Genomic DNA, 14,608 nt, shown 5'->3' with positions numbered 1-14,608 from the left:
CCGGGGATCAAATGATGACGATGTTTTATCGCGGCCTGGTGTGCGGCACGTTGCTGCTGGGAGTGGCCGCATGCAGCGGGCCGGATGCGCCGGCCAGTGAGGCACCACGCGCGGTGAAGCTGGAGCGCTTCGGCAGCGGGAGCGATAACCCACTGCAGGTACCGGCGCTGGTGCGCCAGGAACAACGCGCCGAGCTGGGGTTCGAAGGGGCGGGCCGTCTCTCCGCAGTGCTGGTGGATGTCGGCGACCGGGTGACCCGCGGCCAGCTGTTGGCACGGCTGGATGATGAACCGCTGCGCCTGCGCGAACAGCAGGCTGCTGCAAACGTGCGCGCGGCACTAGCGCAATCCGGCGAGCGGCAACTGCAATTGCGCCAGCAACAGACAATGTTCGATGACGGTGCCAGTTCCAACGCCACCTTGACTGCTGCGCGCGCAGCGGCAGATGCGGCGGCCGCACAGCTGCAGGTGGCCAGGGCCGACCTGGCCATGGCGCGCCGCGGCACGCGTTTGGGCGAGCTCCGCGCGCCCTTCGATGGCAGCGTGGTGGCGCGCCTGCAACAACCGCAGGCCGATGTGGCGGCTGGGCAGACGGTGCTGCAGGTGGAGGGGCAGGGCCATGTGCAACTGGTCGCCACATTGCCGGCAACTGCCGGTGCCGGCTTGGTGCCGGGGCAGACCGTGCATGCCCGTGTGGCGGATGCGGGCGATGGGCTGATCGAACTGCGTCTGCGCAGTCTTTCCAGCCGCCTGGACAATGCCACGACGGTACATGCGTTGCTGCAACCCCTCGCCGCCGCGCCGTCGCTGCGTAGCGGCGACAGCGTGATGCTGACGCTGCCGACGCCTGCCGCTTCCACGCCGAGCGTGCCGTTGTCGGCGGTATTGCCCCGGCTCAACCGGCAGCGGGCCAGCGTGTTCGTTTACCAGCCGGCAACGCGGGCGGTGATCGAACGCGCGGTCGACCTGGGGACGATCGTCGGCGAGCGTGTGCAGATTCTGCGCGGGCTGCGTGCAGGCGAGCAGGTGGTGAGCGCCGGGGTGGGCTTCTTGGTGAACGGCCAGCCGGTGACGCCACTGCAGGCGCAGACGCAGCTGGGCGGAGGTCGCACGCCATGAAGCTGACCCAGATGGCGATGCGCTCGAGCCGGCTGACGTTGTTTGCCGCAGCGATGATCCTGATCGGCGGCATCGTGGCGTTTCTCGGTTTCCCGTCGCAGGAGGAACCGTCGGTGACCGTGCGCGACACGCTGGTGTCGGTAGCCTATCCCGGCATGCCCAGCGAGCAGGTGGAAAACCTGCTGGCGCGTCCGGTGGAGGAGCGCTTGCGCGAGTTGGCCGGCATCAAGCGCATCCTCACCACGTTGCATCCGGGCAGCGCGATCGTGCAGCTGACCGCCTATGACGATGTGCAGGATCTGCCGGCGCTGTGGCAGCGCGTGCGCGCCAAGGCCGCGGAGGCCGGCGCACAATTGCCTGCGGGCACCCTTGGCCCCTTCGTCGACGACGACTTCGGGCGCGTGTCGGTGGCTTCGATTGCGGTGACCGCACCGGGCTTTTCGATGAGCGAAATGCGCGGCCCGTTGCGGCGAATGCGCGAGCAGCTGTACGCCTTGCCCGGCGTGGAGCAGGTGAAGTTGTATGGCCTGCAGGACGAGGCAGTGTACGTGTCGTTCGATCGCGCGCGGTTGCTGGCCAGCGGCTTGACACCGTCCAGCGTGATGGCGCAATTGCGCGCCCAGAATGTGGTGGGCTCCGGCGGGCAGGTGGCGGTGTCCGGGCTGGCGCTGACCGTGGCCACGTCCGGCGAAATCCGCACGCCCGAGCAGTTGCGCGGCGTGCTGCTGAGCGTGCCAGGCGCGCCCGCAGGCAGTACCCGCGAAGTGACCCTGGGCGAGCTGGCACAGGTGCAGGTGATGCCGACCGACCCGCCGCAAAGCGCGGCCGTCTACCAGGGCCAGCCGGCGGTGGTGGTCTCGGTCTCGATGCAGCCCGGCACCAATATCGCCGACTTCGGCAAGGCGCTGCGCGCCAAGCTCGACGACACCGCGCGTGAGCTGCCTGTCGGCTTCACCCAGCACGTGGTGAGCGTCCAGGCCGATGTGGTCGAGCGCGAGATGGGCAAGATGCATCACGTCATGGGCGAGACCATTGTCATCGTCATGGCGGTGGTGATGCTGTTTCTGGGCTGGCGCACCGGGTTGATCGTCGGCGCGATCGTGCCGTTGACCATCTTCGCCTCGCTGATCGTCATGCGTGTGCTGGACGTGGAGCTGCAGACGGTCTCGATTGCCGCCATTATTCTTGCGTTGGGCTTGTTGGTGGACAACGGCATCGTGATTGCCGAAGACATCGAGCGCCGTCTGGTGTCCGGCGAGGAACGTCGCCAGGCCTGCATCGATGCCGGCCGGACGTTGGCGACCCCCTTGCTGACGTCGTCGTTGGTCATCGTGCTGGCATTTTCGCCGTTCTTCTTCGGCCAGACCAGCACCAATGAATACCTGCGCTCGCTGGCGACCGTGCTTGGCGTGACACTGCTGGGGTCGTGGTTGCTGAGCATCACCGTGACGCCGCTGCTGTGCATGTACTTCGCCAAGGTGCATGTCACCAAGACCAGCGACGCAGCCGAATCGCGGTTCTATCGCGGCTATCGCCGTGTGATCGAACGCGTGCTGCAGCACAAGGTGCTGTTCATTGGTGCGATGACGGCGATGCTGGCGCTAGCGGTCACCGTGCTGGTGTCCATCCCATACGACTTCCTGCCCAAGTCCGACCGCCTGCAGTTCCAGATGCCGGTGACCTTGCAGGCGGGCAGCGATGCGCGCCAGACGCTGCGCACGGTGAGTGAACTCAGCCGCTGGTTGGGCGACCGCCACGCCAACCCCGAGGTGGTGGACAGCATCGGGTATGTTGCCGATGGCGGGCCGCGCATCGTGCTGGGCCTGAACCCGCCGCTGCCGGCCGCCAACCAGGCGTACTTCACGGTCAGCGTGCGGCCGGGGACCGACATCGATGCGGTGATCGCGCGGGTACGCTCGCATGTGCGCAGCCACTTCCCTGCGCTGCGCGCCGAGCCCAAACGCTTTTCGCTGGGCGCCACCGAAGCTGGGATGGCGGTGTATCGCGTGGTGGGTCCGGACGAGGCGGTGCTGCGCAGCAGCGCCGCTGCGATTGCCAGGGCCTTGCGGGCGGTGCCGGGCACCGTGGACGTGCAGGACGACTGGCAGGCGCGCATTCCGCGCTATGTGGTGCAGGTGGACCAGCTCAAGGCCCGCCGCGCCGGTGTGAGCAGCGAAGACGTGGCGCAGGCCTTGCAGGGGCGCTACAGCGGCGTGGATGCCACGGTGATCCGCGACGATGGCACCGATGTGCCGGTTGTCGTGCGCGGCAGCACCGACGAGCGTGCCGCCAACGGCAATCCGGCCGATACGTTGGTGTACCCGCAGGCAGGCGGCGCACCTGTCCCGTTGGCGGCGGTCGCCACGGTGTTGCGCGACAGCGAGCCGTCGGCGATCCAGCGGCGCAACCTCAGCCGTGCCATCACCGTGACCGCGCGCAACCCGCAACTGACCGCGACCGAGATCGTCGAACGGCTGTCCGCGCCAATCGCCGCGCTCAAGCTGCCGCCCGGCTACCGCGTGGAGATTGGCGGCGAGCTGGAAGATTCGGCCGAAGCCAATCAGGCTTTGCTGCACTACATGCCGCATGCGCTGGGCGCGATCCTGTTGTTGTTCGTGTGGCAGTTCAACTCGTTCCGGAAGTTGTTCATCGTGCTGTCGGCGGTGCCGTTCGTGCTGATCGGTGCGGCACTGGCGCTGGTGTTGACCGGCTATCCGTTCGGCTTCATGGCGACCTTCGGCCTGCTGGCGCTGGCCGGCATCATCGTCAACAACGCGGTGTTGCTGCTGGAGCGCATCGAGGCCGAACTTGCCGATGGCCTGCCGCGTCGCGAAGCGGTGGTGGCGGCTGCGGTCAAGCGGCTGCGCCCGATCGTCATGACCAAGCTCACCTGCATCGTCGGCCTTGTACCGCTGATGCTGTTTGCAGGCCCGCTGTGGACGGGTATGGCGATCACCATGATCGGTGGGCTGGCGTTGGGCACGCTGGTGACGCTGGGCCTGATTCCGATCCTGTATGACCTGCTGTTCGGTTTGCGCACGCGAAGGAGTGTCTAGGCGTGGTTAACAATACGTAGCGAGGGGACATCAGGCGGGCGTGGACGACGCGCTCAGATCCGGAATGTACATGTGGTGCATACCGATTCGGGCACCGGCCGCACCGGCCTGGCGACTGCCCGGTCGTTTACTCGACGCTCTGGGCGGCGTCTGCATTTGCCTGGTTGGCACGCCATACTGGGTGACAGTCAGGAACAAGCACGACACGATGACGAAGGCAAAAAAGAAATTCGCGCAGCAACCGGTGCAGCCATCTGCACCGCTGTATCAACTGCATGTGGCATTGACCGATAGCGCGCCGCCGATTTGGCGGCGCCTGCTGGTGTCGGGCGCAGTACGCCTGGCCACGTTGCACCGCGTGCTGCAGTCGGTGATGGGCTGGAGCGGCGCGCATCCGTACGAATTCGACTTCGGCGGTGGCCGCTATGGCGAGGCCGGGCTGGATGTGCCGGAGCGCTCGCGGCTCAAGCATGCCGCCCGGGTCACGCTGGAAAGCGCGGTGGGCGAGCTTGGCGAATTCGCCTATTTCTATGGTGCCGGCGCTGGCTGGAAGCACACGCTGCAGGTAGAGGCCGTGCTGCCGCCGGATGCGGGCTTGCGCATCGCGCGCTGCATCGAGGGCGCCAATGCCTGTCCGCCGGAACGCAGTGGCGGGATCGACGCCTACCAGGCGCTCTTGCAGATCATCGCCGACACGGACCACCCGCAGCATGTGCAGGAGCTGGCCACGCTCGGTGGTCGTCTGGATCCAGCCCATTTCGATCTGGCCGAGGTCAACCGGCTGCTGGCGCGGATTCGCGAGTAGATCCGGATGCCGACAGTGCCGTGGCGTGCAGGTGCAGCAACATGGGCACCCACGCCCGGACGCTGCCACCGCGGTACGCCAGGCCGCCGGATCAACGCACTGCGGCTTGACGCCCGATCGGCTAGCCTGACGGCCCGGTGTTAGCGAAGTATGTGCAATGTTCCGCTGGTTCGAATCCCTGATCGACATCTTTCCGTCCATCGAGCGGGAGATGCCGCCACGTAGCGTGTGGCGGTTCTATCTGCACTACCTCCGGCCGCTGTGGCCGATCCTGCTGGCCACGCTGATCGCGGGCTTGTTGCTGGCCTTGGTGGAAGTGGCGATGTTCGACTTCCTCGGCCGCATCGTGGACATGTTGAATGAGCGGCCAGGGCCCGACTTCTTCCGCCGCCACGCCAGCGAACTGGCGTGGATGGCGGGGATCACCCTGATCGCGCGGCCGTTCTTCACCGGCCTGCACAACCTGCTGGTCAACCAGGCCATCGTGCCGGGGCTGAGCAACCGCTCGCGCTGGTTGATGCACAACTATGTGGTGCGGCAGAGCCTGGGGTTCTTCAATAACGATTTCGCCGGCCGCATTGCCAACCGCGTCATGCAGACCGGTACGTCGCTGCGCGAATCGGCGGTGCAGATGGTCGATGCGCTGTGGTACATCGTGGTCTATACCGGCAGCGCGTTGTGGCTGTTCGCTCAGGCCGATCCGTGGCTGATGGCGCCGCTGTTGATCTGGCTGGTGGTGTATGTCGCGCTGATGGCGTTCTTCGTGCCGCGCATGAAGGCGCGCGCCTGGATCGCGTCGGACGCGCGCTCCAAGGCCACCGGGCGCATCGTCGATGGCTACACCAATATTTCCACGCTCAAGCTGTTCGCCCACGCCGGCCGCGAGGAAGCCTATGTGCGCGAGGCGATCGACGAGCTGGCGGTCAAGCATCGCGGGCAGACGCGCGTGACCACCTCGATGGACACGGCCATCGCGGTGGCCAACGGGTTCCTCATCGTCGGGACGTGCGGGCTGGCGCTCTGGCTGTGGAGCCGCGGGCAGATCAGCGTTGGCGCCATCACCCTGGCGACCGGGCTGGTGATTCGCATCCACAACATGTCCGGTTGGATCATGTGGACGGTCAACGGAATTTTTGAAGACATCGGCACCGTGCAGGACGGCATGCAGACCATCTCGCAGCCGGTACAGGTGCAGGATGTGCCGACTGCGGTGCCGTTGCAGGTGACGCAAGGCCAGGTGCGGTTCGAGCACATCCATTTCCATTACGGCAAGCGCGGTGGCGTGATCGCCGGGCTGGATCTGCAGGTGCGCGCCGGCGAAAAGATCGGCCTGGTGGGGCCCTCGGGCGCCGGCAAATCGACGTTGGTCAACGTGCTGTTGCGGCTGTACGACCTGGAGCAGGGGCGCATCCTCATCGACGGGCAGGACATTGCGCAGGTCACGCAGGACAGCCTGCGCGGGCAGATCGGGTTGGTGACCCAGGACACCTCGTTGCTGCATCGCTCGATCCGCGACAACTTGCTGTACGGCCGGCCGCAGGCCAGCGACGCGCAGATCCTGGATGCGGTGCGCAAGGCGCGCGCGGAAGGTTTCATCGACACGTTGATCGATGGCGAAGGCCGTCGCGGCTTCGATGCGCATGTGGGCGAGCGCGGCGTCAAGCTCTCCGGCGGTCAGCGTCAGCGCATCGCGATCGCGCGGGTGCTGTTGAAGGACGCGCCGATCCTGGTCCTGGACGAAGCGACCTCGGCGCTGGATTCGGAAGTGGAAGCGGCGATCCAGGACAGCCTGGATGCACTCATGGGCAACAAGACCGTCATCGCGATTGCGCACCGGCTGTCGACCATCGCGCGCATGGACCGGCTGGTGGTCATGGATGCCGGCCGCATCGTCGAAACCGGCACGCATGCTGAGCTGATCGCGTATGGCGGGCTGTATGCACGGCTGTGGGCGCGCCAGACCGGCGGATTTGTTGCGGCAGATGCGTGACGCAAGGCCGTGCGTGGTCGCTGCGCGGCAGCTGGGCGCAGGCTCGCCGCTCGCCAAGAAATAGCAACAGAGCAAGCCCCTCTCCCGCCGGAGAGGGGTTGGGGTGAGGGTACGGGCGAAGCCACTTGGCGCCTCATCTCCGAAGCGCCTGGCGATGCATTCGACATCGCCGGCCGCAACAACGTCACGAGGCGCCCCTCATCCGCCCCTACGGGGCACCTTCTCCCGCGCGCGGGAGAAGGAAGACTTGCAGTCTTTGATCGACCAACAGCAAGCCCCTCTCCTGCGGAAGAGGGGTTGGGGTGAGGGTACGGGCGAAGCCACTTGGCGCATCATCGCCGAAGCGCCTGGCGATGCATTCGACATCGCGGGCCGCAACGACGTCACAAGGGGCCCCTCATCCGCCCCTACGGGGCACCTTCTCCCGCGCGCGGGAGAAGGAAGACTTGCAGTCTTTGATCGACCAACAGCAAGCCCCTCTCCTGCGGGAGAGGGGTTGGGGTGAGGGTACGGGCGAAGCCACTTGGTGCCTCATCTCCGAAGCGCCTGGCGATGCATTCGACATCGCCGGCCGCAACAACGTCACCAGGCGCCCCTCATCCGCCCCTACGGGGCACCTTCTCCCGCGCGCGGGAGAAGGAAGACTCGCAAACTTTGATTGACCAGCAGCAAGCCCTCCCCTGCGGGAGACCGATCGATCACTCGATCGGCTGATCCAGCATCAGCTCGCGTGCGAAGCGGACCGGTGGCGCGCCGTAGGACAGCATCTTGTCGTGATAGGCCTTCAGGTTGAAGCTGTCGCCCAGCTTGTCCTGCACCGCCTTGCGCGTATCCAGATGCTCCTGCACGCCGACAAAGTAGGTCGGCAACTGCGCGGACGACAACTGCGCGCGCACCCACTTGCCCGACGCTTCGCTTTCCTGCTGGAAAGTGTCGTGGGTCATCAGGTGCATCGCCTTGTCGCGGTCCCAGCCGTCCACATGCACCCCCTGGTCGAGGATGGCATTGGCAATGGTGCGCAGGTAGAACTTCAACTGCACCAGATGGAACAGCGGGTCGTTATCCAGGTAGCCCTGTTCCTGCATCATGCGCTCGGTGTACACCGCCCAGCCCTCGGCGAACATGCCCGAACGCAGCACCGCGCGCAGCGTGGAGGGGAACTTGGCGGAGTGCCAGCCTTCCAGGTAGTGGCCCGGCGTGCCCTCGTGGATGCTGAGCAGGTGGATCATGCGGGTGTTGTACTCGCGCAGGAACGAATCGACCTGCTTGTCGTTCCAGTCGTCGGGAATCGGCGAAACCGCGTAGAACGTCTTCAGATTCTTGTCCAGCGGGCCGGGCGAATCGCAATAGGCCACTGCCACGCCACGCTGGAATTCCGGCATCAGGATGATGTCCACCGGCGAATCGGGCAGCGTCATCAAGTCCTTCTGGCGCACGAACTCGGTGGATTGCGCCAGTGCGGCCTTGGCTTCGTCAACCACCTTGTCGCGTGCGGGCTTGTCGGCATAGGCCAGTTCCAGCGCGGCCTCGATCGCGGCCTGCTGCTGGTCGTCGTTGGGCGATTCGGGCAGCTTGGGAGCGCCGGGCTTGTCCTTGAGCACGGTGCGCGCAATGCCGTACATCTCGCTACGAACGCGCTTGAGTTCGGACTCGGCGCGTTGCTTGATCTCGGCACGCGACAGCGACGACAACAGCGCGAATTTCAGCTTCTGGTCGTATTTTTCCGCACCGACGCGGAAGTCGCCCTTGGCGTTGGGCACCAGCACGGTGTCCAGCCAGGTCTGCTGCTCGGCCACCGCCTTGCGCAGGTTGTCGATGGCCGCCTGCGCGCGCGCCGCCTCGATCGGGCCAAGCTGGCTGATGTTGGGCGCGATGAAGGTATCGACGATGCTGAGGATGCCCTTGTTCTGCTTGGCCACCGTCTCGGCATGGATCTTCGGCACGCGCGCCGGGTCCAGGTTCTCGCGCGCCTGCGCAAAGATGCTGGGAATCTTTTCCATGCGCTGGGTGGCCGCGGCAAGGCGCTCGGGCAGCGGCGCGAACTCGCGCGCCATCAGGCCGTACAACGCGCTGCCGGCCAAGCCGTTATAGATCTGCGGGTCCCAGGCCCAGCTTTGCAGCACCTCGGTATTCCAGATTTCCGACTGCAGCTGGTTGCGCAGGATCGCCGCGTCGACCTGGTTCTCGCGCGAGAGCTTGGCCACGTCGATGGCATCCAGCTCGCCCAGCAGCTTCTTGCCGGCGTCCAGGCTGCGCTGGCGTCCTGCTGTGCTGAGGTCGTCGATCTGGGTGTCGAAGCGGTGGTCGCCGGTCTGGGTGGCGGTCACCGGCGACAGCTGCATCCAGGTGTCCAGCGCCTGTTTGGACAACGCCGCAAAGCGCGCATCCGGGGTCTGTGCGTCCTGGGCGGGAGCTGCGGTGGTGCCGGCTTGCGGCGATTCGGGCTGCTGCTGGCAGGCGCTCAGGCCGGCGATCAGGGCGAGGACAAGCAGGCGTTGACGCATCGTGGGTCCTGGTGGAAGCAAACCGCCAGCATAGGCAACTGTGCGGTTGTCCGCATCCGCCATTGGTTTAGAGTGGCGATCGCATCTGCACCGCCCCCGCCAGGCGGGCGCGGCCGCGGCGCATCCAGCCGAGCTGGCACTCGCCCAGGTGGCAGCGCCTTCGCCAGGCACTACGCCCGATCGTTGCCACGTTGCGGTGGCGCTTCCAAGGAGGAATACATGCACTACGCCGGTAGCTGTCATTGCGGACGCATCGCGTTCGATCTGGAGACCGAGACGCCGATCACCGAGGTCTACGACTGCAATTGCTCGTTCTGCCGCCGCCGCGGTGGCCTGCTCTGGTTTGGCGCGCGTACCCAACTGCACTTGCAGGCGGCCCCGGATGCGCTGGGTAGCTATCGCTTCAATCGGCTGCATATCGAGCATCACCATTGCCCGCAGTGCGGCATTGCGCCCTTCAGCGAGGGCGCGGACCCGAAGACCGGCGAAGCCGGCGTCGCGGTCAACGTGCGCTGCCTGCCCAGGCTGGATCTTGCCGGCCTGCGCGTCCACATGGTCGACGGGGCCAGCCGATGAGCCGCCGCTTGCGCAGGTACGCTATTGCGTTGCTGGTTGGTTGGGGGCTGAGCGGTTGTGCGCGTCCACCTGCAGAGATAGGCGCAGATGGTGGCGCCCCGGCCCCGGCGCCGCCCGCCGCGCAGGGCAACGCGCTGGCGTACGAACACGATGTCCGTATCGAGCTGCCGGCCGATCAGATCGATCAACGCATCGCGTCGGTGCGCACCGCCTGCCAGAACGCGCAGTTCGGCAGCTGCGCGCTGCTGGCGGTGGAGCAGGAGGGCGGGCGCGATGCCAGCGGCAGCGTGCGCGTGCGGGTGGTGCCCGACGGGGTCGAGCCGCTGGTGCAACTGGCCGGCCAGCACGGCGAGGTGGCGGCCCGCAGCACGCGTGCCGAAGACCTGGCGCAGCAGATCGCCGATACCGGCCTGGCCCAGGCGCGGCTACAGAAGGAACACGCCCGCCTGCTGGAATTGCAGCAACGCCGCGATCTGTCGGTGACCGATCTGCTCGCGTTGTCCAAACGACTGGCAGAAATCGAAGCCGAAGCGCAGCAGACCCAGCAGGACGCCGCGCAGCAGCAACGCCGTATCCGCACACAATTGCTGACGCTCACCTTCCGCAGCACCGGTGGCGAGCAGGGCAGGGGCGAGATTGCCGAGGCCGCGGCAGGGTTTGGCCAGGTGTTTTCGTCGAGTGTGGCGTTCGTGATCCGCGCAGTGGCGGCGCTGCTGCCGGTCGTGCTGCTGGCGGCCATCGCCGGCTGGCTGCTGTTGCAGGCGTGGCGCTGGCGCGCGCGGCGGCGCCGGATGTCCTGACCTATAGGGGCCGGGCGGCGGTGCCGCCCCGGCTGGCGTCGTGCAGCGTTGGTGCTGCGCAGATGACGTGGCCGCCTGAGGTGCGGTGGCGGCAGGCGGCACGCCGATCGACGTGCAGACCTCAAGACCTCACGACAGATCGACTACACATGCCGTCGGGTGCGGCGGTGCAGACCCGCCGGTGCGGCTCAGCCTTCGTCGAGCTCGTATTCGACAAACACATCCAGCTGCAGCGCCAGTTCCTGCACGGCATCGCGCACCTTTTGCGCGGTGGCCTCGTTGCCGGCTTCCACCTCGAACTCGTGGCTGCCCGGACCTTCATCGTCGGACAAGCCCGCCGAGCTGGAATCGTCGTCGTCCAGGTGCGGCATCAGGTCGTCGACTTCTTCCACGTGCTCGATGCCTTCGATGCTCTGCAGCAAGTTGGCAATGGCACGGGCGTCGTCGTCGGTGCCGGTGATACGCATGCGAAGCGTGGGCATGGGGCAGCTTCCTTGAGTTGGGGACCCAAAGCCTAGGCAGCGCGAGGACAAAACGAGGTGATGGCGCGCCCGTATCCGTTCACAGCGAATGCGCCAGCCAGGCATCGCTTGCCGCCTGTTCGGCATGCAGCAGGCGGTGCGTCGCGGCGCGCAGCATGCTCGGCACGATGTAGTGGTGATGCACGTGATGGATGGACGCCATGTACAGGCGTCCCAGCCAGTTGCGGCAGCTGACCTGCGTGGCCATGGTCAGCACGATGCGATGCTCGCCGATGCGGCGCAACCCGATCGAGGAACGAAAACGCAGATGCTTGTCGTCGGCGCCGAGGACGACCTGCACCTGCTGCCCATCGGCATCGCGACGTTGCGCCAGCACCGGGAAGCGCCCGGCGAACAGCTGCTTTGCAGACGGATCGAGCAAGGACGACACCGGGCAGCCCAGGCGCGAGGTGCGCAGCCCCAGCGGCTTGACCATCAGGTTGCGCAGCCGCATCAATCCGCTCACCCCGCTCGGCGGCTGATCCACGAATGCCTGCAGCAGATCGCAGAGCACGCCCTGCAGCCTGTCGCTGCGCAACTGGCGCGTATCCAGCTCCAGCTGGTGGCTGTCTTCGAAATGCACGGCCTCACCAAGCTGGCCGCGCAGCAATGCATCGGCAGGCAGGCCCGGCAGCGGGCGGATCTGCGGCACGCCCAGGCGCGTGGCGACAAACCCGGGCCGACGCACCCGCGGCAGCGCCTGCCGAAGCCGGCCGCTCCAACGGCGCGCGCGGCTGCAGGCGCGTTGCTTCCAGCTCTCCGGCCTGACATGCAGGGAGAGCGACACGGTGGGAACATCGCTGGCGGCCAGCGGCGTAGCCTGCAGCAGGGCGGTCACCGAGGCCGGCAGCAGGTCGGTCAGGCTGGCAATGGTGGCCTGGCCCCGGTTGACCAACGCCTGCTGCGCGTCGCTCAGCGCGCCGCCGGCTTCGTCCGGGTGGCAGGACAACGCAAAGAAGGCCGAATGCGCGGCATCGCCCTGCGCCGGTGCGAACTGATGCCAGGTGCCGCCGCCGAAGCGCACGGTGAACAGGCTGTCGCCTGGCAGGTTTACATAACGCAGAGCGCGCACGAACGCATGCGGATCGGCTTCGATCTGCTGCGGCGAGGCGGTGGAAAAGCGCAACTGTGCACCGCCGCTGCCGGTGATGGCAGTGAACACGCGGTTGCCGGCGTGGCAGTGGAATGGGTGTCCCTGCGGACCCACCGAAAACGAGAACAGCGAGGTAGGGTCGCCATGACTCAGGTCCGGCGCCGACAACTGCGCGGAGGGTTCGTCTAGCGCGTCGTGATGCGCCGGATGCTGCCGCTGCCGCTCCACTGTCTGCGCGATCAGGCTATCGCCTGCGCCGGGATCGAGCTGGGCGATCAGCATCACTTCCACCGGCCGGCCGCCGCTGTAAGAGGGCAGCGCAACGCGCGGGAAACTGCGGTCGGAAACAATCCGTTGGTGGTCCATGGCAACTCCTTGCGTGGAAGTGGGCGTCAGCTGGATTTCTTGGCCAATCTGCGCGACTCGCGCTGCAGCGGGCCGGCGACGGGACAGACCTCGAAGGCGAACCCGCTGAGCGTATTGACCATGTTGTCCGGGGTCAGCCGGTACACCACGAACTGCCCGCGCCGCTCGCTGCTGACCAGCCCGGCCGCCGACAGCACCGACAGGTGGCGCGAAATGGCGGGCGCGCTCATCGCAAAGCGTTCGCCGATCTGCCCGGCGGTCAGTTCCTGTGCGGACAGGTAGGCCAGGATTTCCCGGCGCGGGCGCGAGGCAAGGGCTTCGAAAATGCGGTCAGCGGACATGGTTGGTCTTAGATAATTAACGAATTAGCTAATTAATGATCTTGATGGGTGCGGCTGTCAAGCGATTTCTGGTCGTCCTGCTGCCCGACGTCCTGGAAGCCTCTCTCTCCGCGGGGCGAGAAGGCACAGCTTGCGGGCCACTGGCGCGCGTGCCTTGGAGCACCCGCGCCGCAAGCGCGGGCCGGGGCGCGGAGCGGGGTTGGGATGAGGGCACTGGGCGAAGCCACACGCCTAGCCGGGCCTCCAGCAGGCTTTGCTCCCTCACCCGCTCCTTGGGCACCTTCTCCTCCATGAAGGAGGACACTGTCCTGCGAGGAGAAGGGACAGCGAGATGTTTCACGCACTCCCAGGATTTCAGTGCTGCTTCAATCCGCTGCCGTTGCCTTGCGCGAATTCCGACGTCCCCGCAGCTCCCGCACGCCTTCGCTCGGCGGCAACGCCACCAGCTCTGCCGGCAGCGCCGGCATCGGGGTGCGCTCGTCCAGTGCTTCGCGCTTGAGCCAGTCGATGAACAGCGCCGCCGCCGGGCTGGGTTCGCGGTGGCTGGGGTGCACGATGTAATACGCGTAGCGCGCCTTGAGCGTGGGCCCGGGCAGGCGCACTAGTTCGTAGCGCTGCAGGTAGGGCTGGGCGATGTGCTTGCGTGCCAGCACCGCGCCCAGGCCGTACACCGCCGCGCGCATGGCGTCGGTGCTGTCGTTGAAGGTGTGCATGGGCGGCAGCGTGGTGCCGCGCACCTGCGCGGCGCGGAACCAGTCGCGCCAGCCCTGCGGTGACATGTCGCTCAGCAGCGGCAATTGCGCGATCTGCGCCGGCGTGCGCAGCGCGGCCACTTCCGGCAACGACGGCGAAGCCACCGGAAACAGTTCGTCATCCATCAGGTGATGCGAGGTCAGCCCTGGCCAGGCGCCTTGTCCGTAGCGTATGCCCAGCTCGGGGCCGCCTTCTTCGAAACGCGAGAACGCCGGGTCCGATTGCAGGTCCAGCCTGATATGCGGATGTGCGCGACAGAAGCGCGGCAGCCGCGGCAACAACCAGCAGTACGACAGTGAGCGCAGCGTGGTCACGCGCAGCGGGATGGCGTCGTCGCGCGGATGCAGGTTGCCGGCCACCGCGGCGATCTCGGCCAATGCGGCGGTGGCGGCATCGGCCAGCTGGCGGCCTTCGGCAGTGAGCTTGACGCCGCGCGGCAGCCGCTGGAACAGGGTCGCGCCGAGCAATGCTTCCAGCTTGCGCACATGGTGGCTGACCGCACTGGCGGTGAGATGCAGTTCTTCGGCCGCATGCGCGAAATTCTGGTGGCGGGCGGCGGCGGCGAAGACGCCCAGCGCAGGCAACAGGGTCGGACGCAGGTTCATCGAGGCATGAGTCAGATTTGTGGCTGACCCCGATACTACGCGCTTGTCGCGCCTGCGGCCGCAGCCGATGCTGCGTCATC

General features: G+C 66.7%; 11 protein-coding genes and 1 other RNA gene. 6 read left to right on the top strand and 6 right to left on the bottom strand.

Translation table 11 applies throughout. The annotated features are described in order from the left end of the window. The first annotated feature begins 11 nt into the window (after nt 1-11). Entirely contained in the window at nt 12-1,118 is a 1,107-nt protein-coding gene (locus XnspCFBP7698_RS04510) for an efflux RND transporter periplasmic adaptor subunit (protein WP_123137273.1), read from the top strand. Beyond that, nucleotides 1,115-4,174: an efflux RND transporter permease subunit gene (locus XnspCFBP7698_RS04505; protein ID WP_123137272.1), complete on the top strand. Its 3,060-nt coding sequence runs from the start codon at nt 1,115-1,117 to the stop codon at nt 4,172-4,174. The genes XnspCFBP7698_RS04510 and XnspCFBP7698_RS04505 overlap by 4 nt, the downstream gene beginning before the upstream one ends. A 4-nt stretch (nt 4,175-4,178) precedes the next feature. Here the strand turns inward: XnspCFBP7698_RS04505 and XnspCFBP7698_RS04500 are convergent. After that, a non-coding RNA gene (locus tag XnspCFBP7698_RS04500) (sX9 sRNA) lies at nt 4,179-4,255 on the bottom strand. Between the two features lie 127 nt (nt 4,256-4,382). Here XnspCFBP7698_RS04500 and XnspCFBP7698_RS04495 point away from each other — a divergent pair. Beyond that, nucleotides 4,383-4,979 carry a plasmid pRiA4b ORF-3 family protein gene (locus XnspCFBP7698_RS04495; protein WP_104580534.1) on the top strand — a complete coding sequence of 199 codons (597 nt, stop codon included), beginning with the start codon at nt 4,383-4,385 and terminating at the stop codon, nt 4,977-4,979. Between the two features lie 157 nt (nt 4,980-5,136). Continuing rightward, entirely contained in the window at nt 5,137-6,969 is a 1,833-nt protein-coding gene (locus XnspCFBP7698_RS04490; protein ID WP_104580533.1) for an ABC transporter ATP-binding protein, read from the top strand. Between the two features lie 698 nt (nt 6,970-7,667). On the opposite strand, the gene XnspCFBP7698_RS04485 is transcribed toward XnspCFBP7698_RS04490, so the two are convergent. Next, on the bottom strand, nt 7,668-9,473 hold the full coding sequence (locus XnspCFBP7698_RS04485; protein WP_104580532.1) for a DUF885 domain-containing protein: 1,806 nt from the start codon (nt 9,471-9,473) through the stop codon (nt 7,668-7,670). 219 nt (nt 9,474-9,692) lie between these two features. Between XnspCFBP7698_RS04485 and XnspCFBP7698_RS04480 the strand changes: the two genes are divergently transcribed. Together XnspCFBP7698_RS04480 and XnspCFBP7698_RS04475 are read left to right on the top strand one after the other, a co-directional pair. Continuing rightward, on the top strand, nt 9,693-10,049 hold the full coding sequence (locus XnspCFBP7698_RS04480; protein WP_104580531.1) for a GFA family protein: 357 nt from the start codon (nt 9,693-9,695) through the stop codon (nt 10,047-10,049). Continuing rightward, on the top strand, nt 10,046-10,849 hold the full coding sequence (locus XnspCFBP7698_RS04475; protein WP_104580530.1) for a DUF4349 domain-containing protein: 804 nt from the start codon (nt 10,046-10,048) through the stop codon (nt 10,847-10,849). Before XnspCFBP7698_RS04480 ends, XnspCFBP7698_RS04475 begins: the two co-directional genes overlap by 4 nt. Before the next feature lie 188 nt (nt 10,850-11,037). Here the strand turns inward: XnspCFBP7698_RS04475 and XnspCFBP7698_RS04470 are convergent, their stop codons facing one another. The 4 genes from XnspCFBP7698_RS04470 to XnspCFBP7698_RS04455 all read right to left on the bottom strand — a co-directional run bounded on the left by XnspCFBP7698_RS04470 (nt 11,038) and on the right by XnspCFBP7698_RS04455 (nt 14,528). Further along, nucleotides 11,038-11,331, bottom strand: a complete 294-nt coding sequence (locus XnspCFBP7698_RS04470; RefSeq protein WP_039412560.1) for a hypothetical protein — start codon at nt 11,329-11,331, stop codon at nt 11,038-11,040. A gap of 79 nt (nt 11,332-11,410) precedes the next feature. Further along, on the bottom strand, nt 11,411-12,745 hold the full coding sequence (locus tag XnspCFBP7698_RS04465) for a DUF2867 domain-containing protein (RefSeq protein ID WP_104580585.1): 1,335 nt from the start codon (nt 12,743-12,745) through the stop codon (nt 11,411-11,413). A 110-nt stretch (nt 12,746-12,855) separates the two neighbouring features. After that, nucleotides 12,856-13,170 (bottom strand): metalloregulator ArsR/SmtB family transcription factor, encoded by a 315-nt coding sequence (locus XnspCFBP7698_RS04460; RefSeq protein WP_064508264.1) that lies wholly within the window; start codon nt 13,168-13,170, stop codon nt 12,856-12,858. A 365-nt stretch (nt 13,171-13,535) separates the two neighbouring features. Beyond that, entirely contained in the window at nt 13,536-14,528 is a 993-nt protein-coding gene (locus XnspCFBP7698_RS04455) for a LysR substrate-binding domain-containing protein (protein WP_104580529.1), read from the bottom strand. Nucleotides 14,529-14,608 lie beyond the last annotated feature (80 nt).

This window comes from Xanthomonas sp. CFBP 7698 (assembly GCF_003600855.1).
Classification (GTDB): Bacteria; Pseudomonadota; Gammaproteobacteria; order Xanthomonadales; family Xanthomonadaceae; genus Xanthomonas; species Xanthomonas cannabis.
The sequence above is the reverse complement of the archived record's forward strand: the minus strand, read 5'-3'. Positions and strand labels throughout refer to the sequence as shown.

Coding starts and splice junctions, on each gene's coding strand:
- XnspCFBP7698_RS04510 (WP_123137273.1), top strand. CDS start 12: ATGATGACGATGTTTTATCGCGGCCTGGTGTGCGGCACGTTGCTGCTG.
- XnspCFBP7698_RS04505 (WP_123137272.1), top strand. CDS start 1,115: ATGAAGCTGACCCAGATGGCGATGCGCTCGAGCCGGCTGACGTTGTTT.
- XnspCFBP7698_RS04495 (WP_104580534.1), top strand. CDS start 4,383: ATGACGAAGGCAAAAAAGAAATTCGCGCAGCAACCGGTGCAGCCATCT.
- XnspCFBP7698_RS04490 (WP_104580533.1), top strand. CDS start 5,137: ATGTTCCGCTGGTTCGAATCCCTGATCGACATCTTTCCGTCCATCGAG.
- XnspCFBP7698_RS04485 (WP_104580532.1), bottom strand. CDS start 9,473: ATGCGTCAACGCCTGCTTGTCCTCGCCCTGATCGCCGGCCTGAGCGCC.
- XnspCFBP7698_RS04480 (WP_104580531.1), top strand. CDS start 9,693: ATGCACTACGCCGGTAGCTGTCATTGCGGACGCATCGCGTTCGATCTG.
- XnspCFBP7698_RS04475 (WP_104580530.1), top strand. CDS start 10,046: ATGAGCCGCCGCTTGCGCAGGTACGCTATTGCGTTGCTGGTTGGTTGG.
- XnspCFBP7698_RS04470 (WP_039412560.1), bottom strand. CDS start 11,331: ATGCCCACGCTTCGCATGCGTATCACCGGCACCGACGACGACGCCCGT.
- XnspCFBP7698_RS04465 (WP_104580585.1), bottom strand. CDS start 12,745: ATGCTGATCGCCCAGCTCGATCCCGGCGCAGGCGATAGCCTGATCGCG.
- XnspCFBP7698_RS04460 (WP_064508264.1), bottom strand. CDS start 13,170: ATGTCCGCTGACCGCATTTTCGAAGCCCTTGCCTCGCGCCCGCGCCGG.
- XnspCFBP7698_RS04455 (WP_104580529.1), bottom strand. CDS start 14,528: ATGAACCTGCGTCCGACCCTGTTGCCTGCGCTGGGCGTCTTCGCCGCC.